Here is a 22,093-nt window from a genome sequence, read left to right on the forward strand (position 1 = left end):
ACGTCATGCCGTACCGCACACTCGGAATCGATCTCGGCACCACCAACTCCGTCACCGTCTGGATGGACGGCGGCGTGCCGGTGGTCCTCCCCAACCGCCACGGCGAGCAGGCCACGGTGTCCGCCGTCGGTACAGGCGCCGACGGATCCCTCCTGGTGGGCAGCGAGGCGCTCGGCGTGCGCGACCACCTGCCCGGCTCCGTGATCACCGAGGTGAAGCGGCTAATCGGCCGCCGCCACGCCGACGCCGACGTCCAGCGGCTGCTCGACGAGCGGCCCGCGGACGCACCGCCGGTACGGGAGTCCACGGACGGCGGGGTCGAGATCCAGCTCGGCGCCCACTGGCTGACGCCCGTACAGATCTCGGCGATCCTGCTGCGACGGCTGCGCACGGACGCCGAGAACACCGCCGGCGAACCCTTCCCGCGAGCCGTGATCACCGTCCCGGCGTACTTCACAGAACCGCAGTACGCGGCGGTGCGGGAAGCCGGGGAGCTTGCGGGCTTCACCGTCGCACGGATCCTGCCCGAACCGACCGCGGCGGCCCACGCCTTCGGGGTGGAGCGCCTCGTCGAGGATGACGACGACATGTGCTCGGTGCTCGTGTACGACCTCGGCGGCGGTACCTTCGACGTGTCCCTGCTGGTCATCGGGTCGGGGTACTTCCAGGTGTACAAGCTCGGCGGGGACAAGTCGCTCGGCGGGGCCGACTTCGACTCCGCGCTGTGCCGGATGCTCACCGAGAAGCGACTCGGCGGCCGTGACCTATCCGGGACCGGCGACGCGGCACGGATCCGCGCCGCCGCCGAACGTACCAAGATCGAACTCTCGGATGTCACCGCAGCGGAGATCATCCTCGCGCCGCTCGGAAAGAACGGCGGCTCCTGGACGGGAGAGGTCACCCGCGACGACTTCGAGGAGCTGATCGGCGCCGAGATCGACCGCACCCTGGAGCTCGCCCGCGGCGTGTTGCGCGACGCGTCCAGGACGACCGAGGACATCGACAAGGTCCTGCTCGTCGGCGGTTCGACCCGGATCCCGCTGGTCCGCCGCCGCCTGGCCGAACTGTTCGGCGAGGAGAAGGTGCACAGCGGAATCGATCCCATGTCCGCCGTCGCGCTGGGCGCCGGCATCGAGGCCGGGCTCGCGTCCGCTCTCGCCTGCCCCTCCGAGCCGTGCCTGACCACCGGAATCCCGATCACCGAGAGCGCCTGCCCCGACTGCGGCACCACTCTGCTCGGCACGGCGACGGTCGACTGCCCCGGCTGCCACGTGCCCGCCGCCGAGGGGACCACGAGCTGTCCGGTCTGTGCCGTCAGCCTCTCCGGGCTGCGGGCGGCCGCCCCCGTCGCATCCCGAGCATCGTGCCCACACTGCGGCGAGCAGAACTCCACCTCATCCACCGTGTGCCAACTCTGTGACGAGCCGCTGGACACGGGCGGACTGAAGTGCCCCGACCCCGAGTGCCAGATGGTCAACGCCACCGGGCTGACAGCATGTTCGGCCTGCGGCACATCGTTCCGGACCGACCGACCGGAACAGGTCACCGCCCAGAACCTGGGACTGGCACTCGACGACGGCACCGTCGCGGTCCTCTTCACCGCCGGAACGACGTACCCGACCGACTGGCAGAACATCGAGAACCTTCAGATCCGGCCGGACGGCACCACCGCGCTGACCTTCCGGATCGTCGAAGGACCGCACGAGAAGTCCCATGCCCGCAACGAGTTCTGCGGGGAGCACACACATGTCTTCGACAGGGGCACCGACAGCGTCGAGCGGCTCACACTCCGGGTACAGCTGGACGAGAACCGCACCGTGAACCTCGCCTACCGCATCGGCGACGGCGAGGAGCTGGGCGCGCGGCTGCGCCGCAGCGCCGTCGCCGACGGCATCGGCCGCGACGCCTCTCGGCTCCTCGACGTGATCCGTACCCATGGCGCCCATTTCGGCGACGGGCTGACGGCGGCAGAGCACAGCGTCTTCGCCGAACTGACAGAACAGCTCACCGCGATCGTGCGCGGTGAACCCCTCGGCCGGTCCCTTGACGGATTCCTCGACGAGGCTCGCGACACGGTGGAGACGTGCCGGGACGCCCGCTGCTGGTCGGCCAAGGCGTCCGTCGCCGCGCGCCGGGGCCGGGAGCTGGGCCTCGGCGCGCCGGCCGAAGAGCTAGCCGACGCCCGGCGCGCCCTGGACGCGGCACGCGAGCGGCTGGATCTGCCCGCGATGCGGGCAGCGACGGAGCACGCCCGTAGCCTGTGGCGGCAGCTCGACACGACCACCTGGCAGTCCATGCTCGCCGCCCACGACGCCGAGCTCGGCCGGTTCCCGGAGTCCGTACGCCGTCCCGTCCTGACCGCCTGGGACGACCTGCGCGCCGCGGCCTCTCGCGGGGACTACGCCGCCCAGGACGCGCTGCACATGAAACTGAACGAGCTCGCCGGTCACTCGCAGGCGCCTGCCCCGGCGGCGCGCAAGCAGCGGGACAGCGCCCAGGTGTTCCCCGAGCGCCGGTAGCCGAACGGGCGCGGTGAGCGTCCAGCACACCGAACGCACCGATTGACACCGTCAACACGTAGGCTGGAACGCACTTCGTGCCACCCGAACCACCCGCGTCCCGGAAGGTCCCCATGCCGCAGCTCCCCGACCGTCTTCCCGGCTTCCCGGACTTCCGGATCGCCCTGCCCAAGGACGCCGGGGAGGCTCGCGGCTTCCTGCTCGCCGAGCCCGGCGACAACGGCTCGCACAAGTTCCTGGTGACCGCGGGTTCGGCGGTGTCGGCGGAGGACTGGCCGGGGCTGAGCGACTTCGCTCGCCGACTCCGTTCCGGACTGCGGGAGAACGGAACGCTGGCCGACGGCCCCCGCCCCGGCGCCTGGACCGCGTCCCGCGACATCGTGTGCAACTCGCCGTCCGCCGCGGCCTCCCTGGTCCTCGGCTACGGAGCCACCGGCCCCGGCACCTGGCGCAGCGCCGAGGACGGGCACCGCCTGGGCGACTTCCTGCCGCAGAGCTGGCGGGCCCCGCAGAAGGCCTGGCTGGTGCGGGGGAACAACGTCTCCGGCCACAACCTGGTCCGCCGGCTCTGGCTGAAGGAGGGCTTCGTCTCGCTCGACGCACCCCACCTGCCGCAGGTGGACGAGCCCGACCCGACCAAGAGCGTGCTGCGCCGCTTCGTCGAGGAGGGTTACGAGGGCTCGGCGACGTACCACCAGAAGCGCGGTCTCGTCGACGAACTGCACGCCTTCTTCACCCAGATGCGGATCGGCGACACCGTCGCCACCCTCAGCGACGGCCTGCTCCACCTCGGGCGGATCACCGGCGACCTGGTGCAGTCGGGCTCCCCCGGTGAGCTCTCCAACCTCCGGCGCCCGGTGGCCTGGCAAGAGACCGCCCATCCGTACGAGGAGCTGCCGGAGGAGGTGCAGCAGAAGCTCTCCGCCCAGCACGACGTGGTCGACCTGACCCCCGTCCTGGAACAGCTCACCGCGCTCACCGGCGGCCCGGAGACAGCGCCGGAGCAGGCCGGGCAGGTCCTGGAATCCTCCGAGCAGCGCGTCCTGACCGTCCCCGAGGTCACCGACGAGTTCGCCCGGAAGCTCCTCGTCCACAACCGGTCCTTCCTCGACGAGCTGCGTGAACTCCTTCTCGACGAGCGGCAGATGGTCCTCTACGGTCCGCCCGGCACCGGAAAGACGTATCTGGCGCTGAAGCTGGCAGAGTACTTCGGCGGCGGCCCTGAGCAGGTCAAGATCGTCCAGTTCCATCCGTCGTACGCGTACGAGGACTTCTTCGAGGGTTTCCGGCCGGTCGAGGACCCCGAGACACGGGAGGTCGCCTTCCGGCTGACGGCGGGACCGCTACGGGAGCTCGCCGACACCGCCTCGCGGGAGGGCAACCGGCACGTACCGCACTTCCTGATCATCGACGAGATCAACCGGGCCAATCTGGCGAAGGTCTTCGGCGAGCTGTACTTCCTCCTGGAGTACCGCAAGCGCTCGGTACGACTGACCTACTCCGGGGACGACTTCGGGCTGCCGCCGAACCTGTACGTGATCGGCACCATGAACACCGCGGACCGGTCGATCGCGCTGGTGGACGCGGCGATGCGGCGCCGTTTCGCCTTCGTGGAGCTCTCCCCCCGCGTGGAGCCCACTGCCAGCCTCCTCACCCGCTGGCTGAAGCGCGAGGGCAAGGACCCCGAACCGGCCCGCCTGCTCGACGCCCTCAACACGGCGATCGACGACCCCGACTTCGCCATCGGCCCGTCCTACCTGATGAAGCCCGGCGTATACCGCGAGGGCGGCCTCGACCGGACCTGGCGCACCAAGATCCTCCCCCTCCTTGAGGAGCACCACTACGGCGAGGGCATCGACATCGACGCCCGCTACGGCCTGGACGCGCTGCGCGAGCGGACCCGGCGGTCATGAGCGGGAACGCGGCGGGCGGCGCCGCCCTGGCGCACAGTGACATCCCGGCCGCGACCACCGACAGCAACGCGGCAGACGACGCGGGCCCAGCATGTAGTTACATCCCGGGCGAGATCACGCTGCGGGAGTACGGCGCCGCCTTGTCCGTACCGCTGGACGCGGCCACCGGGCGGGCCCTCGTCGCGGCGCGGTTCCTCGACGCCGCCGCGCCGGACCCCGAGCGGCCCGGACACTGGAGACTGCGGGCGGGCCACCAGGTCGGCGCGGTCCGGCTGCCGGGCGGGACGGTCCTGCGGATCGCGCCCAAGACACCGGTGGGGCGGCTGTTCTTCCTGCTCGGCTTCAGCCTCGACCCGGCTGGCGCCTGGCGCGACAGCCGTGAGGGCACGGTCAGCACCGGTGCGCACGACGAGGTGGTACCCGCGCTCGCGTACGCGGTGGAACGGCAGATCGACGGCGCGCTGCGGCAGGGGGTCCTCCAGGGCTACCGGGAGGTGGCGGAGTCCGCCCTGGTGGTACGAGGCCGACTGCGGGAGGCCGAGCAGATCCGGCTCCACTTCGGCCGCATGCCGCCCGCCGAGATCGTCTACGACGCGTACACCGCCGACACCGCCGAGAACCGCATCCTGCGCGCCGCGGTGGAACGGCTGCTGCGGCTGCCGTCCGTTCCTGGGCCGGTGCGGCGCCGTCTCGCCCACCAGCGAATCCGCCTCGCGGACGCCGGTCCCCTGGTCCGCGGCCAGGACCTGCCGCACTGGCAGCCATCCCGTCTCAACTCCCGCTACCAGCCCGCCCTGCGGCTCGCCGAGGCCGTACTGCGCTCCACCTCGCCCGAGCACCGGACCGGCCCGCTCGCCCTGGACGGCTTCCTGCTCGACATGCACCAGCTCTTCGAGGACTTCGTGACGGTCGCACTGCGCGAGGCCCTCCGGGAGTACGGCCTGACGGCGCGGCTGCAGGACGTACACACTCTCGACCCGGGCGGCCAGATTCGGATGAAGCCAGATCTGGTGGTGTACGGCGTGGACGGCCGTACACCTGTCGCCGTCGTCGACGCCAAGTACAAGACCGAGAAGTCCCACCGGGCCCACGGCTACCCGAACTCCGACCTGTACCAGGCGCTCGCCTACGCCACTGTGCTCGGCCTGCGCGAGGCGCATCTGGTGTACGCGGCGGGCCGCCTGCCCGAGCGGACGACCGAGGTCCGCGGCACCGGCGGTCTGCGGCTCTTCCAGCACAGCCTCGACCTCACCTCGGAACCCGCGGCGCTGCTGCGGACCTTCCGGGAGCTCGCCGCCCGCCTGGCCGGGCCCACCGCCTGACACCCACGGAAAGGGGGCCCACGGCCCATGCCCCGACTCGCCTTCGCCCAGAGCTTCTGGGACGGATTCGACACCCTGGAGAAGCCGGTCAGAGCCGGCGTCCGCAAGGCTATGACGAAGTTCCAGGCCCTGAGCGTGGCCGAGCTCAACGCTGACAAAGGTCTGCATCTGGAGTCCGTGGAGAACGCCCGTGACCGGCGGATGCGCACCATACGGATCACCGACTTCTGGCGCGGCGTGGTCCTCTCGCCGGACGACGGCAGCGATCTCTTCCTCCTCGTCCATGTGCTGCCGCACGACGACGCGTACACCTGGGCGGCGAAACGCCTGTACAGCACGAACAGCGCCACCCGCGGCCTGGAGGTACGCGACGCGGTCGCACTGGACGAGCTGACACCGCTGTACGAGACGGCCTCCCGCAAGGCGCCGAAGCTGCTGTTCTCCGGCGTCTCCGACGGAGTCCTGCGCGAACTGGGCATCGACGCCCAGGTGTTGCGTGCAGCGCGCTCGATGGCGGACAAGGCGCAGCTGGAGGCGTTCGCTACGCTGCTGCCCGAGGACCAGCTGGAGGTCCTCCAGTACCTCGCGGAAGGATTCTCGCCGGAGGAGGTCTACCGGGACGTGGTGGCCGTGCGCCGCCCGGTGGACGCGCCGCCCGAGCCGGACGAGGACCTGGCCACCGTCATCAGCAACACCACCGCCCGGATCCGTCTCGTCACCGGCCCGCAGGAGCTGGAGGAGATCCTGGCGAAACCGTTCGCGGCCTGGCGGGTCTTCCTGCACCCCTCCCAGCGGCGGGTCGCCCACCGCACCTCGTACGGCGGTCCGGTGCAGGTCACCGGCGGCCCGGGGACGGGGAAGACCGTGGCCGCGCTGCACCGGGTCCGGCACCTGCTGGGACGGTCGCCGGACAGCCGGATCCTGCTGACGACGTACACCAACGCGCTGGCCGCCGGACTGCGCGACATGCTCGGTCTTCTCCTCCAAGGCGACGAACTCCTCCTCTCCCGGGTCGATGTCACGACCGTCGACGCCTATGCCAACGGCGTGGTGCGGCAGCACACCGGCGTCACCCCGAAGCCGGTGGGCGACCGCGACCAGCGGCAGCTCTGGGAGAAGGCGGTCAAGCAGCTGGATCTGCCGTTCCAGGCCCGCTTCCTGGCGCAGGAGTACCGTCACGTGGTGCTCGGCCAGGACATCCGTGATCTGGACGGCTATCTCGCGGCGAGCCGGCGCGGACGCGGCACCGGCCTCGGAGCGGCCAGGCGCGGGCTCGTGTGGAACGGCGTCGAGTGCTTCGAGAAGCTGCTGCTCGAGCGCGGTGCCACCACCCACCTGCGGGTCTGTGCCCGGGCGGCCGACCTGCTCGCCGTCGGCCCGGCCCCGTACGACCATGTCGTGGTGGACGAGGCACAGGACCTGCACCCCGCACAGTGGCGGGTGCTCCGGGCCGCCGTCACCCCCGGCCCCGACGACCTGTTCCTCACCGGCGACCCGCACCAGCGGATCTACGACTCCCGGGTGTCGCTCGGCTCGCTGGGGATCGCCACCGTCGGCCGCAGCTTCCGGCTGCGTCTCAACTATCGCTCCACCGAGGAGATCCTGGTCTGGTCGGCGCGCCTGCTCGCACCGGTCAGCGTGGACGCCCTGGAGGGCGACGGAACCGACTCCCTGGCCGGCTACCGCTCGCTGCTGCGCGGCCGCCGACCCGAGGCCGGCGGGTACGCCACCCAGCCGGAGGAGTACGCCGCCCTTGTGGACCGGGTGCGGGCATGGATCGGCGAAGGGCTCGCACCTCACGAGATCGGGGTGTGCGCCCGGTTCAACCTGGCACTGGACGCGGCGGAGTCCCGGCTGAAGGACGCCGGGATCCCGGTGGTGCGAGTGAAGGGGCAGGTCGCCGCGGAGACGCCAGGGGTCCGGCTGGCCACGATGCACGCCATGAAGGGGCTGGAGTTCAGGGCGGTCTCCGTGCTCGGGGTCATGAAGGGAACGGTGCCCTTCGCCCGCGAGATCACCCCGCTGGAGACGGACGCACCGCAGCACGAAGCCGACCTCCTGCGCGAGCGCTGCCTGCTCTTCGTCGCCTGCACCAGGGCGCGCGAGGCACTGAGCGTGACCTGGACCGGAAGACCGAGCGAGTTCCTGCCGACCCAGGTGTGAACGGGTGGCTCCGGGGCTGCGGGGCCCCGGCACTGCGGCGGCTCCGCCTCCCAGAGCCGCCCCGCCGGATGTCCTCAGTCCTCCGGGGCCAGAGCGCCGGTGACGAGTCCGTCGCGGGCCAGCTCGGCGAGCCGGCGACTGAGCTCGGACACGGCCCGCATCGTCGCCTCGAATTCGGTGAGCTCCCGGAAGGCCGCACCGTAGCGGCGCTGTTCCTCGATGGCCAGCTGCGGAATCCTGGCGCCCTTGGCCTCCAGCCGGTAGGTGCCGGAGGCACTGGTGGCACGGCGGGTGTTGGCCGGGCTGCGCAGGAAGCCCTGGAGGTAATCGGTGTCGAGCTGGTCGCTGGCTGAGACCGGCTCCGAGCCTTCGTAGGTCACGAGGCCTGCCCGGAGGAGTTCGGCGACGCCCGCCGTGGCACCGTCGAGCGAGCCTGCCCCCGTACCGGGCCGTAGCTGAGGCAGCAGTGCGGCCAGCCGATGCATCTGCTCCTCCAGATCGCCACGGAGAGCCCTGAACTCGCCGGAGTAGTCGCGGTGCACGGCCTGGAGGTGGCTGCCCGGGGTGAGGTCGACCATGTCGTCGAGGAGACTGATCGAAGGGACGTCCACGATCTGCTCGGGGCGGGGGGCGAGGCTGCCGTCGGGATCGTTGGCGGTGAGGTCCACCATCCGCACCGTGGACGGGGGGACGTCGGCCGGCCCGGGACGACGCAGAGTCCAGAGGTGAACGGGGAGGGCGTGCGAGGAGGCCGTGCCCGGCGGCAGGGCGACAACCTGGGTGAGGATGCCCCTGCGGACCAGCTCGGCCCTGATCCTTCGCCCGGCCTTGCGGTAGGCGACCGAGGCGGGCAGCACGATCACAACGTGCCCGCCCGGCGCGGTGTGTGCGTAGGCGTGCTGCAGCCAGGCGAGTTCGCCCTCCGCCTTGGACGGGGTGCCGAGTTCCCAGCGTGGATCGAGAAGGAGTTCCTCGCGGCCCCATCCGGTGACGCCCACCGGAGGATCACAGACCACGAGTTCGGCCCGGAGGTCGGGCCATCGGTCGTCGCGGAGCGAGTCGCCCGTCTCGATCCGGGTGTCGGGCATCGAGGACAGGGCGGCACGGAGCCTGGCGAGCCGCGCGGAGTCGGCATCGGCCTCCTGCCCGCGGCAGAGCGCCCCGGTCTGCCCGGCGACGGAGAAGAGCAACAGACCGATGCCGCAGGCAGGATCGAAGACCGTCGCCCCGGGCGGCAGCGGCGGCGCGAAGTGTCGTACGGCGAGGGCCAGGCGGGGGGACGTCACCTGATCCGACCCGGCGCGCCGTACGGCGTCGGCGAACCGTTCGGTCAGTGCGTTCACGACGTCAACGGGCCGCTCGGTTTCGGCGAGTGAACGGACGCGCGCCACGGCTTCTCGCGGCAGGCGCAACCCCGGCAGCCGTCGACCGTGCGCTTCGGAGAGCAGCTCGGCCACATCGGCGAGTCCGGCGATCATGTCCTCTCCGTAGGCGGCCCGCAGCTCCTGCCAGACCTGGACCTCGACCGAGACCTCCTGCCCCTTCCGCTGCTTCTCCAGCCACGCCTGGACTTCGGCCAGCGCGAACAGGGGGCTGCTGCTCGCCCCACCTCCCGAGGGCGCGGGGAAGTCCTCGTAGCGGCGCCGCCAGTTGGACACGGCGGCGCGGGTGACGCCGGCCAGCCTCGCGATCTCTGATCCGGTGACGAGGGGGCCGGTGGCGGGGGCAGCTTGGTCCGACATGCGGCCACCGTACACGCAGTGGCCCGACCATGAGAACATCAATACCACGTTGACAACGTACACAGATTACTGTCATCGTTCTGCGTATACAGGTGAGACTTCGTCAGCCTTCTTGCACCGCCCCCGCAGACGCTCGGAGAACTTCCCATGGCCACCCACACCGCAGTCCGCACCGTCTATCGACTCCCCACCGTCTCCCCGACCCCCGAGGCGATGTTCGAGGCCCTCGACCACGAACAGCTCGACCGGCTGGGAGCCGAACTGCACCGCCCCGTGGTCCTCGGCGTGCCCGCGATCTACCTCACCTACGGCAAGGAGGAGGCCGCCGACACCTGGTGCGCCCCCAACGCCCGTACCACCGGAATCACGGTCTTCGAGCCCGTCCGCCGCACCGGAGCCCTGCTGCTCCTCGCCGTCGACGGCCAGGTCTACGCCGTGACCTGCGGCAACGGCTACCGCCTGGTTCCCGATGCCCTCAAGGACAAGCGGTTCGGCCTCTGCTTCGCCATCCGCATGATCGACCCCCGGCACATCAGCGGCGCCGTCACCAAAGCGCTCGGCCGGCCGCGCACCGACATCTCCCTGGTAGCCGCCGGCACCTCGGTCCCGGCACTCGGCATCCGCGACCAGGCACGGGTGGTCCGCCACCTCGGCGGCCACCTCGACGACGTCCCGCTCACCCGAAACCGCCACGCCAACGGCCGGGCCTGCACCGCCCAAGGCGGTGTCGGCCTGCGGCTCCCGCTCGGCATCGAGCCGGCCGACCTGGTCGAGGACCTGCGCACGATCACCCGGGTCTGCCAGGACGACATCCCGCACCCCGAGCTGGGATTCGTCGACCACATCGTCCCGGTCACCGACACCGTCACCCGCGCCGCACTCGAAGCCGCCCTCGACCGTCTGCTCGGCGCCCCCGCCGACGGACGGATCTCGTCCTCCGTACCCCTCGACCTGCACGAGACGTACGCCGAGGCCACCGCATACCGGACTTGCATCGGCAGCACCGAGGCCCACCTCTGCGACGACTTCGACCTGGAGTACGTCCTCACCCGGGCCAGGATCCACCGCCCCGGCACCCGTATCGCCGCCCTGCGCGACGGCACGGTGACCCTCCACCGCGACCCGTCGCCCAGATCCTCCGTCCCGCTGGCAACCACCCACGCCCTGGACTGGATCCAGGCCGATGTCTCCCTCGGTCCACGGACGTACTGCCTTCTGGACGGCGACTGGTACGAGCTCGGCGCCTGCTACATCGACTCCGTCCGAGACAACCTGCGACAGTTGTTCACCGATGCCGCCGCGTACGGCCTGCCGCACTGGCCCGAAGGCGCGAACGAACGCGCCTACAACCGAGCGGTCTCAAAGGCCCGGCCCGAATGGCTGTTCCTCGACGGCGAGTTCATCAATAACCCCCTCAAGCGCACCGACCGGGTCGAAATCTGCGACCTGCTGACTCCGGACGGTACCCTTATCCTGGTCAAGCAGTCCGGCTCCTCCGGCTCCTTCAGCCACCTCCTCGGGCAAGCACAGGTCGCCGTCGAACTCCTCGTCAACTCACCTGAGGCGCGCTGCCAGTTCGTCCGCCGGGTCGCACGGGACAGCGACAGGAGAATCAGGCTGGCCGAGGACTTCACACCTCGTCGGCTGGTCCTTGCGGTCCGGCACAAGTCCGGAGCCACCTTCACGCCCGACTCGCTTTTCGCCTTCTCCCAAATAACGCTCCACCAGACAGCAAGGGAGCTCACCACACGCGGGGTAAGTATCGAGGTCGTTCCCGTGCCGACGGCAGCCGAGATCGCTCGGACCACCGCGGCGTAACGGCACCCCGCACCAACGGTCCATCGACGCTCGCCGAGGCAGGCGTGCGCTGCGTGCCGAAAACCTGCTCGTCGGGCTCACCCGGGGCACGAATCGTCTGGAGCCCTCCGAGAACAGGGCTGTGACGTCGGCGGTGAGGACTGCACGGCGATTGCCCTCTGAGCCCCTTGACCGGAATTCCCCTTGGGGGTCCCGGGCTGGCCAGCGCATACAGGAATGCGCCCCGTCCTTTGGTGGCGGGTCGTTTCACGACCTCGACGTCGAATCCTCGGGCGACTCCGTGCTGGAAGGCGCTGTGCTGGTGCCGCTGTCGGCCCAGACCTTCGTTACGCTGGGATGCGAGACTGCGGGCTCGTCGAACAGGCGTCTCGTTCCCAGGCCGGTCCGGGCGGCTCGACAGGTCGCGAACATAGGCTCGATCAACGTCCGTGGGTATCCGAGACGTCACTGCGATATGCGCGTCGAAAACTCACGAAGCACGCAACGATCCACCCTCGCCTCGGTCACCGCTAATAGCTCAGACAGTCTGCAAAACAGATCAGTTGCCCCCGTGGGGGACGCCTGACCAGTCGGAATCAGCGTCCCGAACGCTCAGCGTCGCCTACCTGCAGCGCCCCGTCGATACCGGCCACCTCGACGGCGCCTGGCCTGCCAAATAGAGCACCTGGCACCCCATCAGAACGAGCGTTAAATTAGCGTCACGATGCCTCGGGGAGCGTCATTTCAGCGTAAAGATATCGCCCATAACGCCCGCACCACACCTAATACACATCAACAAAACCGCAGGTCAGACGGCCTTCGCGGCAGGCACCAGAATCGCCACGCACTCAACGTGCGAGGTCATCGGGAAGAGATCGAACGCCCGCATCCGACGGGGTACGTAGCCGGCCTCCTGGAAGTACTTGAGGTCGCGGGCGAGGGCGGCCGGGTCGCAGGCCACGTAGGCGATGCGGCGGGGGGTGAGGGCGGTCAGTTGGGCGACGGTCTTCTTGCCGGCGCCGGCACGTGGGGGGTCGAGGACGATGAGGTCGGCCTCGGTGATGCCGGTGCGGGGCAGGACCTGGTCGACCTTGCCGTGTTCGATGCGGACGCGGTCGAGGTCCTGGAGGTTGTGGCGGGCGTCCTCGACGGCGCGCTTGCCGGATTCGATGCCGAGGACCGCGCCCTTTTCGCCGACGCGTTCGGCGAGCGCGCCGGCGAAGAGGCCGACGCCGCAGTACAGGTCGAGGGCGGTGTCGCCCTTCTTCGGCATCAGGCCCTGCATGACGGCCTCGACCAGGAGGTCGGCGGCCTTCGGGTGGATCTGCCAGAAGCCGCCGTTGCCGACGCGCCAGGTGCGGCCGGCGGCGCGCTCGCGGACGAAGGGGCGGCCGTGCACGCGGTGCACGCCGCCGTCCTTCTCGTTGACGCGCAGGACGGACACGGGCTGGTCGAGTTCGACGAGGGGGAGCCGGCCGCCGGGCTTCGGGGTCAGGATGACCTGGCGGTCGTTGGAGCCGGTGGCGGCGATCGCCTCGACGGTCTCGATCTGCGGCCACTCGCGCTGCTCGACGCCGAGCTCGGAGACACCGGGCGCGGCGATCATGCAGTGGGTGATCGGCTCGATGTCGTGCGAGCGGTGCTTGCGCAGTCCGGCGCGGCCCTCGTCGTCGACGGCGTACTGGACGCGGGTGCGCCAGGCGGGTACCTCGCCCTTGGCGACCTTGTCGCCCGGGGCGGGCTCGACGGTGCCGTCCCAGCGGGCGTCCTCGGGCGTCAGGCCGGCCAGGCGTTCCAGTTGCTCGGCGATGACGGCGCCCTTGAAGCGGCGCTGGGCTCCCGGCGCGGCGTGCTGCCAGTCGCAGCCGCCGCACTTGCCGGGGCCGGAGAACGGGCAGGGGGCCTCGACGCGGTCCTTGGAGGCGGTGTGGATCTCGACGGCGTCGGCGCGCAGGAAGCGGGCGCCCTCCTCGCCGTCGGTGACGCGGGCGGTGACGCGCTCGCCCGGGAGGGCGTGGCGTACGAAGAGGACCTGGCCCTCGTCGGTGCGGGCGACGCAGTGGCCGCCGTGCGCGACCGGGCCGACCTCGACCTCGTACTCCTCGCCGACCAGCGACTTCTTCGGTTCTGTCTGCATGGCGGCGGGGCTCCTGAGGTGGGGTGGCGCGGCGGACGGCCGCGACCGGGGTACGACGGGTAGGGCTGGTGGGGCGGTACGGCGGGTAGGGCGCGGGTGCGGCGGGACAACAGCCTTCGATTCTACGTGCCGTGGAGCGTGACGGTCGCCGGGCTGCGGAGGCGGCCGGCCCGGCGCCCCCTTCCCCGTTCCCCGCCGGGAACGCGGAACGGCGGGCCCGTCATCAGGCCCGCCGCTGGAACGCCGACGCCGCGGGGCGGTCCCGGTGCCCGTACCGATCCGTACGAGCACCCGGGCCGCCGGCCGCGGCCGCCGCTACTTCTTCGTGCCGGCCTTTTCCTTCTTCGGCTGGGTGACCGGGCCGCGGCGGACCGCGCCGGGCGCGTTCCACTCGGCGCGCTTGCGGGCCCGCTTCTTGGCGGCCTCGGACGAGTCCAGTTGCCAGGGCACGGAGGTGACCATGACGCCGGGCGTGAACAGCAGCCGGCCCTTGAGGCGCAGGGCGCTCTGGTTGTGGAGCAGGTGCTCGTACCAGTGGCCGACGACGTACTCGGGGATGTAGACCGAGACGGCGTCGCGCGGGCTCTCGCGGCGCAGCGACTTGACGTAGTCGATGATCGGCCGGGTGATCTCGCGGTAGGGCGAGGCGAGGACCTTGAGGGGGACCTCGATGCCGCGGCGTTCCCACTCGGCGCGCAGCGCCTTGGTGTCGGCCTGGTCGACGTCGACGCTGACCGCTTCGAGGGTGTCGGAGCGCATCAGCTTGGCGTAGTTCAGGGCCCGCAGGGTGGGCTTGTGGACCTTGGACACCAGGACGATGGAGTGCACCCGGGAGGGGCGCACGACGTCGTCGTCGGGGGTTTCCTCGGCGGCGATCTCGTCGGCGACACGGTCGTAGTGGCGGCGGATCGCGCTCATCGTCACGAAGAAGATGACCATGCCGAGCAGGGCGACCCAGGCGCCGTGGGTGAACTTCGTGAGCAGCACGACGACGAGGACGAGGCCGGTGAAGGTGGCGCCGAAGGCGTTGATGGCCCGCGAGCGGTGCATGCGGCGCCGCTTGGCGGGCTCCTTCTCGGTCAGCAGGTGGCGGTTCCAGTGCCGGACCATGCCGATCTGGCTGAGCGTGAAGGAGACGAAGACGCCGACGATGTAGAGCTGGATCAGCCGGGTGGAGTCCGCGCCGTAGAAGTAGACCAGGACGGCGGCGGCGCCGGCCAGCAGCACGATGCCGTTGGAGAAGGCCAGCCGGTCGCCGCGGGTGTGGAGCTGGCGCGGCAGGTAGCGGTCCTGGGCGAGGATCGAGCCGAGCAGCGGGAAACCGTTGTAGGCGGTGTTCGCGGCGAGGAACAGCACCAGCGCGGTGGCGGCGGCCAGCACGATGAACAGCAGGGAGCCCTGGCCGAAGACCGCCGAGGCGACCTGCGAGATGACCGGGTCCTGGGTGAAGCCGGCGCCGACCGGTACGCCGTTGTTCAGTAGGTCCCTGGCCGGGGTCTCCGCCATCTTGACGTCGGTGACCATGGCAAGGGCGATGATGCCGCAGAACATCGTGACGGCCAGGCCGCCCATGAGCGCGAGGGTGGTCGCGGCGTTCTTCGACTTCGGCTTGCGGAAGGCGGGCACGCCGTTGCTGATCGCCTCGACGCCGGTGAGCGCGGCACAGCCGGAGGAGAACGCGCGCAGCAGCAGGAAGACCAGCGCGAAGCCGGCCAGGCCGCCCTGCTCGGCGTGGATGGTGTAGTCGGCGGTGGGAGCCTTCATCGTGTCGCCCATGGCCAGGCTGCGCACCGCGCCCCAGATGATCATGACGAAGACGCCGGCCACAAAGACGTAGGTGGGGATCGCGAAGAGCTTGCCCGACTCCTTGACGCCGCGCAGGTTCATCAGCGTCAGCAGCACGATCGTCGCGACCGCGCACAGCGTCTTGTGCTCGACGACGAAGGGGATCGCGGAGCCCAGGTTCTCGACGCCGGAGGAGATGGAGACGGCGACGGTCAGGACGTAGTCGACCAGCAGGGCGCTGGCCACGGTGAGGCCGGCTTTCGGGCCGAGGTTGGTGTTGGCGACCTCGTAGTCGCCACCGCCGCTGGGGTAGGCGTGCACGTTCTGCCGGTACGACGCGACGACGGTGAACATCAGCACCACGACCGCGACCGCGATCCAGGGGCTGAAGTGGTACGCCGACACACCCGCCACGGACAGGACGAGCAGCACCTCTCCCGGCGCGTACGCCACGGAGGAGAGCGGGTCGGAGGCGAACACGGGCAGCGCGATGCGCTTGGGGAGAAGGGTCTCGCCAAGCTTGTCGCTGCGCAGTGCGCGCCCGATGAGGATCCGTTTGGGCACGTCGGTCAGTTTGGACACGCAGAGGATGCTAAGCCTTGGTTCAGCCCGGCGCCCACCCGCCACCCGCACGGGGGGACAGTTGGGTGGGGAGCCGCAGGCCGGGTGCGCTCCGGGCCTACGGGAACACCGCAATCTGCACACAATCCCCACGCGGAACAGGGGCCCCACGGGGGAACGGCGACGTCGCACCGGGCCCAAGGGGGGCGCGCGGCCTCGCCTCCGGCTCCCGTGGCATTCGTCACGCGCCCCGTGTCACCACTCGCCGCTCCCCCGCCCGGTGCGCGGCTGCCGGGCCACCAGGTCGCCCAGGCCCTGGCGGGTGGCGGCCAGCAGCACCCGGTCCTGGGGACGCAGGACGTAGCCGTCACCCAGTTCGTGCACCAGCCGCGCCGGCTCGCGGTCCTTGGCGGGCGGGGGCGAGGCGGCCGCGGCGTCCGGATCGGGAGTGTCGGGGGCCGAGGTGTCGACGGCCAGGATCCGCAGCCGACCCGGCCGCAGCACCTCGCCGACCGTACGGCCCTCCAGGGCGGCATGGCCGCGCACGCCGACCCGGGCGACCAGCAGCACCCGGCGCTCCACCGGGATCGCGCCGAGGATCTGGCGTCCCATCATCGCGCCGGCGAAGGCGGGCGCGGCCAGGAAGCTGACGCTGCGGCTGCGGGTCAGCGCGCGGGGGTGGGCGGCGCGCAGCGTGCGGTAGACGGCGGTGGCGAACCGGTCGTCGAACAGCCGCAGCGTGACCCGCAGGCGGGGCTTGACCGAGCGGGCGTAGAGGGCGGCCTCCAGGTTGGTGGTGTCCGCGCTGGTCAGGGCGAGCAGCGTGGAGGCACGTTCGACCATGGCCGCCTCCAGGACGCCTTCCTGTGTGGCGTCGCCCAGCACGGTCGGCACCCGTAAGCGGCGGGCCAGTGCGATGCCCCGCGCGTCGGGGTCGGCCTCGACGCACACCACCGGGATGCCCATCTCGTGCAGCCGTGCCAGCACCCGGGTGCCGACCTTGCCGAGGCCCAGCAGCACCACGTGTCCGGACAGGCCGCGTGGCGGGCGGCGCAGGGCGGAGGCGCTGCGGAAGGTGCCGAGCCCCTCGAACGCCGCCGCGACCAGCACCGGCAGCAGCAACAGGCCGGTCAGCCCGGACAGCAGTTGCAGCACCTTGCGCGGCAGCGGCTGGCCGATCGCCGGATCGTTGATGGCGAAGAGGTCCAGCAGCGACAGGTACGCGGCGTGCAGCGGGTCGTCGCCGGTGGTCAGGGAGGAGGCGACGGCCAGCGCGAGGACCGCGCCGACGACGCCGGCCAGCGACCACCGCAGTCGTCGGGAGAAGAAGGAGGCGAGGGGGGCGCCGCGGCCGCGCAACCGGCTGCGGCGTACCGGGCGGCCGGTGTAGGAGACGGTCTCCAGGACGACGGTGCCGCAACCGGTGGCGGCCGCGACCGCCGCGTCGTCGGGCAGCAGCACCGGGCCGTCGTCGCCCATCGCCGGCGCGGGCGCGTCCGCGGGGTCGCTGGCGCCGGCGGAGAGCAGGGCGAGGGTGCACAGTCCGGGCCCGGAGAGCCGGCCGGGCGGCACCGGGGGACGCTCCACGGCCCGCAGCAGCAACCCGTCCGCCTCGATGACCTTGCTGGTGCCGGCGACGGCGGTGGCCGCCAGCGCCGGGGCCACGGTGTCGGCGTCGGACAGCACGGCGGTCGAGGCGTCGACGCCGCCCTCCCCCTCCACGCCGGTGGCCGCGACCGCCGCGGCCTGGTCGAGCAACTCCTCCAGGTGCTGGCCGAGTTTGCGGTTGTACAGGCGGATGACCAGGCGCAGCCGCGGGTTGAGGCGGCGGGCGCGCAGCGCGGCGTGGATGTTGGTCTCGTCGTCGTCGTAGACGAGCGCCAGGGCGCCGGCCGACGCGATCCGGGCCTGCGTCAGCGCGGCGTCGTCGGCCTCCGCCGCCTCCAGGATCTCTATCGCCTCCTCGGCGGGTTCGTCGGCGTCGGTGTCGGTTTCGGCTTCGGCGGGTGCCGGCTCTCCGGCAGACGCGCCGGAGCCCGACGCGCCCGGGGAGCCGGGTGCGGTCCGTACCATCGCCGCCGAGACGCGGCCCAGCAGCGCGGTGGCCCGGCCGAGGCCGCCGCGCGCCGGCGGCGGGATGCGGGGGCGGTGCGGCTCGCGGGCCGAGGGGACGACGAGCGTCACCCGTTCGCGGTAGACACCCTGGAGTTCGGCGGCGAGCCGGTGCGCGAGCGCGTCGTCACCGCAGACCACCATGTGCGGGGCGGGAGAGCCCTGTTGGGGCTGCTGAGGCAGGTTGGGCACGCCTCGTAGCCTGCCTTACGTGCCCCGGGCGGCGCAGCCCGGCGCGTCAGAACGCGGCACCGCTCCCCCCGTTCGCGCCCGGCCGGCGCCTACCGCGCCCCGTGCGGGGCAGGCCGATACGGCTACGGTTGTACCGGACCGCGGTGCGCCAACCCGCCCGTTGAGGCACCCGGTCATCGTCGCGAGCCGTGGCCTCGTGTCGCCGGCACTGGGAAAAGAAAGTAGTGAGCAGGGTGTTTGTGCAGGTCAGCGCGCTAGTCCAGGGCACGGGGTAATCAGCATGCACATCGTCATCATGGGGTGCGGTCGCGTGGGCTCCGCGCTCGCACAGACCCTGGAGAGCCAGGGGCACACCATCGCGGTGGTCGACCAGGACCCGACCGCGTTCCGCCGCCTGGGCTCGTCCTTCGGGGGCCGCCGGGTGACCGGCGTCGGCTTCGACCAGGACACGCTGCGCGAGGCGGGCATCGAGGAGGCGGGCGCCTTCGCGGCCGTCTCCAGCGGCGACAACTCCAACATCATCGCCGCCCGGGTGGCCCGCGAGATGTTCGGCGTCGAGAACGTCGCGGCCCGGATCTACGACCCGCGGCGCGCCGAGGTCTACCAGCGTCTGGGCATCCCCACCGTCGCCACCGTCCGCTGGACCGCGGACCAGATGCTGCGTCGGCTGCTGCCCGCGGGCGCCGAGCCGCTGTGGCGGGACCCGAGCGGCGGCGTCCAGCTCGCCGAGGTGCACGCCGCCGCGGCCTGGGTGGGCCACAAGATCAGCACGTTGCAGGAGGAGACCGGCGTACGCGTCGCGTTTCTCACGCGGCTGGGCGAGGCGATGCTGCCGACTTCCCAGACGGTGCTCCAGGAAGGCGATCTGGTGCACGTGATGATGCGTTCCGACGAGGTCGAAACGGTCGAGGCGGCATTCGCCGAAGGTCCTGAGGAGGCGCACGCATGAGGGTCGCGATCGCGGGCGCGGGCGCGGTGGGTCGTTCCATCGCGGGTGAACTGCTGGAGAACGGGCACGAGATCCTGCTCATCGACAAGGCGCCGACCGCCATCTCGGTGGAGCGGGTGCCGCTGGCGGAGTGGCTGCTGGCCGACGCGTGCGAGATCACCTCGCTCGACGAGGCGGCGCTGCAGCGCTGCAACGTCGTCATCGCGGCTACCGGTGACGACAAGGTCAATCTCGTCGTGTCGCTGCTGGCCAAGACCGAGTACGGCGTGCCGCGGGTGGTGGCCCGCGTCAACAACCCCAAGAACGAGTGGCTGTTCAACGAGTCCTGGGGCGTCGATGTCGCGGTCTCCACGCCGCGCCTGATGTCGGCGCTGGTCGAGGAGGCGGTGAGCGTCGGCGATCTCGTACGGCTGCTGCGCTTCAGCCACGGCGACGCCAACCTCGTCGAGCTCACGCTGCCGCCGGAGGCCGCGCTGGCCGGCACCCGGGTCGGGGCCGTGGAGTGGCCCGAGGACACCTCCCTGGTCACGATCATCCGCGGGACGCGGGTGCTCACGCCCAACAAGGAGGACGTGCTGGAGGCGGGCGACGAGCTGCTGTTCGTCGCGGCCCAGTCGCGTGAGGAGCAGTTGGAGGACCTGCTGTCGGTACGCCGCGAGGAGCCGGCGGGCTGACGGGCGCGGCCCCCGCGCGGGGGCCGCGAGAACGGCCGAGGGCCCCTGGGACGCATGTGGTCCCAGGGGCCCTCGCGTGTGCCGGGGCGGCCCGCTCAGCGGCGGTGGCGCGGCCCTTGCGCCGGGCGCTCGGCGAGCGCCTCGGCGGCGATCCCCCGCGCCGGACCGTCCTCGACCTCGCCCAGGACCTTGTGCTCCGGTCCGGCCTGCTCCCGTCCGGCTTCCTTCGCGGCCCGCTCCCGCTCCTCGCGCGCCTCCATCTCGGCGAAGACGTCGATGGGCGGCGGCGCCTTGGCCAGGAAGACCCAGGTCAGGTACACCGCGAGCAGGAACGGCGGGATCTTCAGGGCGATCAGCACCCAGCCGAACTGGGTGGTGTCCGCCCACCAGTACAGCGGGAAGAGGATCGCGCACTTGGCGAGCAGGATCAGGCCCCAGGCCCAGCTCGCCTTGGCGTAGGCCCGCTTGCGGCCGGGGTTGCGGGTCCGCCAGGAGAGGTTCTCCTTGAAGACCGGGCCCAGGATCAGGCCCAGCAGCGGGACGCCCGCGAGGGTGGTGAGGACGTAGGCCAGGGCCATGCCGAGGGTGTAGAGCATGCCCGGCAGGTAGAAGTCCTTGGCGTTGCCGGTCATCATCGCGAAGACCACGCCGAAGACCACGCCGAAGACCCCGCTGAAGGCGTGCTTGACGGTGTCCTTGCGGACCAGGCGCACGGCGGCCAGGACCAGCGAGACGGCCAGCGCGGCGATCGCCGAGAGGTGCAGGTCCTTGTTGACCGTGAAGATGGTGACGAACAGCAGGCCGGGCAGAACGGTCTCCACCATGCCGCGCACGCCGCCGAACGCCTCGAAGAGGGCCGCCTCCGTGACGTTCCGGTCTCCGGTGTCCTCGCCCGCGCCGGAAGGTGGCGGTGGAGAGTCGGGCGCCGCGGTGGATGCCGCGGGGGCGGGGGGTGTGGCGGGCGAGGGGCCTGCGGAAGCGTCAGTGGTCGGTCGGTCGTGAGACGTCACCGGCTACTCCTGTCCGAGCGGTCGGAGTTCGTACTTCGGGTTGAAAAGCACCCGGCGTCCGTGGCTCATGGAGACCCGGCCCGAGGCGATGAGCTTACGGCCCGGCTCTATCCCGACGATGGAGCGGCGTCCGAGCCACACCACGTCGAGTGCGGCGGAGCCGTCGAACAGCTCCGCCTCCAGCGCGGGCACACCGGCGCGCGGCCGCAGCGTCACATGCCGCAGGGTGCCGGTGACCTTGACTATCTGGCGGTCGTCGCAGTCGCAGATGCGCGTGCATCCCGCCGCCTGCGTGTCCTCCCGCAACTCGGCGCTCTGCAGCTCCTCCTCGGAGGAGGACAGCCTGTCGAGCATCCGGCGGAAGCGACCGGCCGGCTTCTCGGATCGGGTCCCAGCACTCATAAGCCCAGCGTACCGGTGCGCCCCGCGCCGCAGCACTGCCCGTACGGCCCCGCCTCGCCAACTGCCGCGGCGCGGGTCACCGCTCAAACCGGTAGCCCATCCCGGCCTCGGTGATGAAGTGCCGCGGATGGGAGGGGTCGCTCTCCAGCTTGCGGCGCAGTTGGGCCATGTAGACGCGCAGGTAGTTGGTCTCGGTGCCGTACGAGGGTCCCCAGACCTCCTGGAGGAGCTGCTTCTGGCTGACCAGGCGGCCGGCGTTGCGTACGAGGACTTCCAGCAGGTGCCACTCGGTGGGGGTGAGCCGGATGTCCCGGCCGTCGCGGTGGGCCTTCTTGGCGGCCAGGTCGACGGTGAACGCGTCGGTTTCCACGATCAACGTTTCGCCGGCCGGCCCGGTGGGCTCGGCCCTGCGCACCGCGGCCCGCAGCCTGGCCAGCAGCTCGTCCATGCCGAACGGCTTGGTGACGTAGTCGTCCGCGCCCGCGTCGAGCGCCTCGACCTTCTCGTCGGAGGTCTGCCGGGCGGACAGCACCAGGATCGGCACCCGCGTCCAGCCGCGCAGTCCCTTGATGACCTCGACGCCGTCCATATCGGGCAGGCCCAGGTCGAGGACGATGACGTCGGGGTGGCGGGCGGCGGCGAGCTTCAGGGCGGTCGCCCCGTCGGGGGCCGCGTCCACCTCGTACTTGCGCGCCTTGAGGTTGATCACGAGGGCGCGGACGATCTGCGGCTCGTCATCGACCACGAGCACCCGGTTCACTGGCGTTCTCCCCTTCGGGTCGGGTCTGTCGGTCCCCGCCGGGCCGGGCCCGGCG

General features: G+C 71.4%; 14 protein-coding genes. 7 read left to right on the top strand and 7 right to left on the bottom strand.

What is annotated here, in order from left to right; all coding sequences use genetic code 11:
- Positions 1 to 5 precede the first annotated feature (5 nt).
- The 4 genes from ACZ45Z_RS23460 to ACZ45Z_RS23475 all read left to right on the top strand — a co-directional run bounded on the left by ACZ45Z_RS23460 (position 6) and on the right by ACZ45Z_RS23475 (position 7,917).
- Entirely contained in the window at positions 6 to 2,519 is a 2,514-nt protein-coding gene (locus ACZ45Z_RS23460) for an Hsp70 family protein (RefSeq protein WP_468365619.1), read from the top strand.
- Positions 2,520 to 2,632: 113 nt separating this feature from the next.
- Positions 2,633 to 4,432 (top strand): AAA family ATPase, encoded by a 1,800-nt coding sequence (locus ACZ45Z_RS23465; RefSeq protein WP_468365621.1) that lies wholly within the window; start codon positions 2,633 to 2,635, stop codon positions 4,430 to 4,432.
- Positions 4,429 to 5,754, top strand: coding sequence for an McrC family protein (locus ACZ45Z_RS23470; protein ID WP_468365623.1), 1,326 nt, complete (start codon positions 4,429 to 4,431; stop codon positions 5,752 to 5,754). The genes ACZ45Z_RS23465 and ACZ45Z_RS23470 overlap by 4 nt, the downstream gene beginning before the upstream one ends.
- A 27-nt stretch (positions 5,755 to 5,781) precedes the next feature.
- Positions 5,782 to 7,917, top strand: a complete 2,136-nt coding sequence (locus ACZ45Z_RS23475) for a UvrD-helicase domain-containing protein (RefSeq protein WP_468365625.1) — start codon at positions 5,782 to 5,784, stop codon at positions 7,915 to 7,917.
- 74 nt (positions 7,918 to 7,991) lie between these two features.
- On the opposite strand, the gene ACZ45Z_RS23480 is transcribed toward ACZ45Z_RS23475, so the two are convergent.
- Positions 7,992 to 9,659, bottom strand: a complete 1,668-nt coding sequence (locus ACZ45Z_RS23480) for an N-6 DNA methylase (protein ID WP_468365628.1) — start codon at positions 9,657 to 9,659, stop codon at positions 7,992 to 7,994.
- A gap of 147 nt (positions 9,660 to 9,806) precedes the next feature.
- Here ACZ45Z_RS23480 and ACZ45Z_RS23485 point away from each other — a divergent pair, with 147 nt between their 5' ends.
- The gene (locus ACZ45Z_RS23485) at positions 9,807 to 11,477 is read left to right on the top strand and encodes a TIGR04141 family sporadically distributed protein (RefSeq protein ID WP_468365630.1); all 1,671 of its coding nucleotides are present in this window, start codon (positions 9,807 to 9,809) and stop codon (positions 11,475 to 11,477) included.
- Between the two features lie 787 nt (positions 11,478 to 12,264).
- On the opposite strand, the gene ACZ45Z_RS23490 is transcribed toward ACZ45Z_RS23485, so the two are convergent.
- The 3 genes from ACZ45Z_RS23490 to ACZ45Z_RS23500 form a co-directional block, all read right to left on the bottom strand.
- On the bottom strand, positions 12,265 to 13,593 hold the full coding sequence (locus ACZ45Z_RS23490; RefSeq protein WP_468365633.1) for a class I SAM-dependent RNA methyltransferase: 1,329 nt from the start codon (positions 13,591 to 13,593) through the stop codon (positions 12,265 to 12,267).
- 315 nt (positions 13,594 to 13,908) lie between these two features.
- On the bottom strand, positions 13,909 to 15,960 hold the full coding sequence (locus tag ACZ45Z_RS23495) for an APC family permease (RefSeq protein ID WP_468365636.1): 2,052 nt from the start codon (positions 15,958 to 15,960) through the stop codon (positions 13,909 to 13,911).
- 234 nt (positions 15,961 to 16,194) lie between these two features.
- Positions 16,195 to 18,195: an NAD-binding protein gene (locus tag ACZ45Z_RS23500; protein WP_468365951.1), complete on the bottom strand. Its 2,001-nt coding sequence runs from the start codon at positions 18,193 to 18,195 to the stop codon at positions 16,195 to 16,197.
- A 328-nt stretch (positions 18,196 to 18,523) separates the two neighbouring features.
- Here ACZ45Z_RS23500 and ACZ45Z_RS23505 point away from each other — a divergent pair, with 328 nt between their 5' ends.
- Complete coding sequence (locus tag ACZ45Z_RS23505; RefSeq protein WP_468365638.1) at positions 18,524 to 19,192, top strand: potassium channel family protein; 669 nt, start codon at positions 18,524 to 18,526, stop codon at positions 19,190 to 19,192.
- Positions 19,189 to 19,866, top strand: coding sequence for a potassium channel family protein (locus ACZ45Z_RS23510; protein ID WP_468365640.1), 678 nt, complete (start codon positions 19,189 to 19,191; stop codon positions 19,864 to 19,866). Before ACZ45Z_RS23505 ends, ACZ45Z_RS23510 begins: the two co-directional genes overlap by 4 nt.
- A gap of 95 nt (positions 19,867 to 19,961) precedes the next feature.
- On the opposite strand, the gene ACZ45Z_RS23515 is transcribed toward ACZ45Z_RS23510, so the two are convergent.
- The 3 genes from ACZ45Z_RS23515 to ACZ45Z_RS23525 form a co-directional block, all read right to left on the bottom strand.
- Positions 19,962 to 20,876 carry a DUF3159 domain-containing protein gene (locus tag ACZ45Z_RS23515; RefSeq protein WP_468365643.1) on the bottom strand — a complete coding sequence of 305 codons (915 nt, stop codon included), beginning with the start codon at positions 20,874 to 20,876 and terminating at the stop codon, positions 19,962 to 19,964.
- Between the two features lie 3 nt (positions 20,877 to 20,879).
- A complete protein-coding gene (locus tag ACZ45Z_RS23520; protein WP_468365645.1) occupies positions 20,880 to 21,278 on the bottom strand; it encodes an OB-fold nucleic acid binding domain-containing protein in 399 nt (132 codons plus the stop codon).
- 76 nt (positions 21,279 to 21,354) lie between these two features.
- Positions 21,355 to 22,038, bottom strand: a complete 684-nt coding sequence (locus tag ACZ45Z_RS23525) for a response regulator (protein WP_468365648.1) — start codon at positions 22,036 to 22,038, stop codon at positions 21,355 to 21,357.
- Positions 22,039 to 22,093: the final 55 nt, after the last annotated feature.

It is taken from the genome of Streptomyces sp. NPDC031210, assembly GCF_055570395.1.

Coding starts and splice junctions, on each gene's coding strand:
- ACZ45Z_RS23465 (WP_468365621.1), top strand. CDS start 2,633: ATGCCGCAGCTCCCCGACCGTCTTCCCGGCTTCCCGGACTTCCGGATC.
- ACZ45Z_RS23475 (WP_468365625.1), top strand. CDS start 5,782: ATGCCCCGACTCGCCTTCGCCCAGAGCTTCTGGGACGGATTCGACACC.
- ACZ45Z_RS23500 (WP_468365951.1), bottom strand. CDS start 18,195: ATGGTGGTCTGCGGTGACGACGCGCTCGCGCACCGGCTCGCCGCCGAA.
- ACZ45Z_RS23505 (WP_468365638.1), top strand. CDS start 18,524: ATGCACATCGTCATCATGGGGTGCGGTCGCGTGGGCTCCGCGCTCGCA.
- ACZ45Z_RS23485 (WP_468365630.1), top strand. CDS start 9,807: ATGGCCACCCACACCGCAGTCCGCACCGTCTATCGACTCCCCACCGTC.
- ACZ45Z_RS23490 (WP_468365633.1), bottom strand. CDS start 13,593: ATGCAGACAGAACCGAAGAAGTCGCTGGTCGGCGAGGAGTACGAGGTC.
- ACZ45Z_RS23460 (WP_468365619.1), top strand. CDS start 6: ATGCCGTACCGCACACTCGGAATCGATCTCGGCACCACCAACTCCGTC.
- ACZ45Z_RS23480 (WP_468365628.1), bottom strand. CDS start 9,659: ATGTCGGACCAAGCTGCCCCCGCCACCGGCCCCCTCGTCACCGGATCA.
- ACZ45Z_RS23510 (WP_468365640.1), top strand. CDS start 19,189: ATGAGGGTCGCGATCGCGGGCGCGGGCGCGGTGGGTCGTTCCATCGCG.
- ACZ45Z_RS23520 (WP_468365645.1), bottom strand. CDS start 21,278: ATGAGTGCTGGGACCCGATCCGAGAAGCCGGCCGGTCGCTTCCGCCGG.
- ACZ45Z_RS23470 (WP_468365623.1), top strand. CDS start 4,429: ATGAGCGGGAACGCGGCGGGCGGCGCCGCCCTGGCGCACAGTGACATC.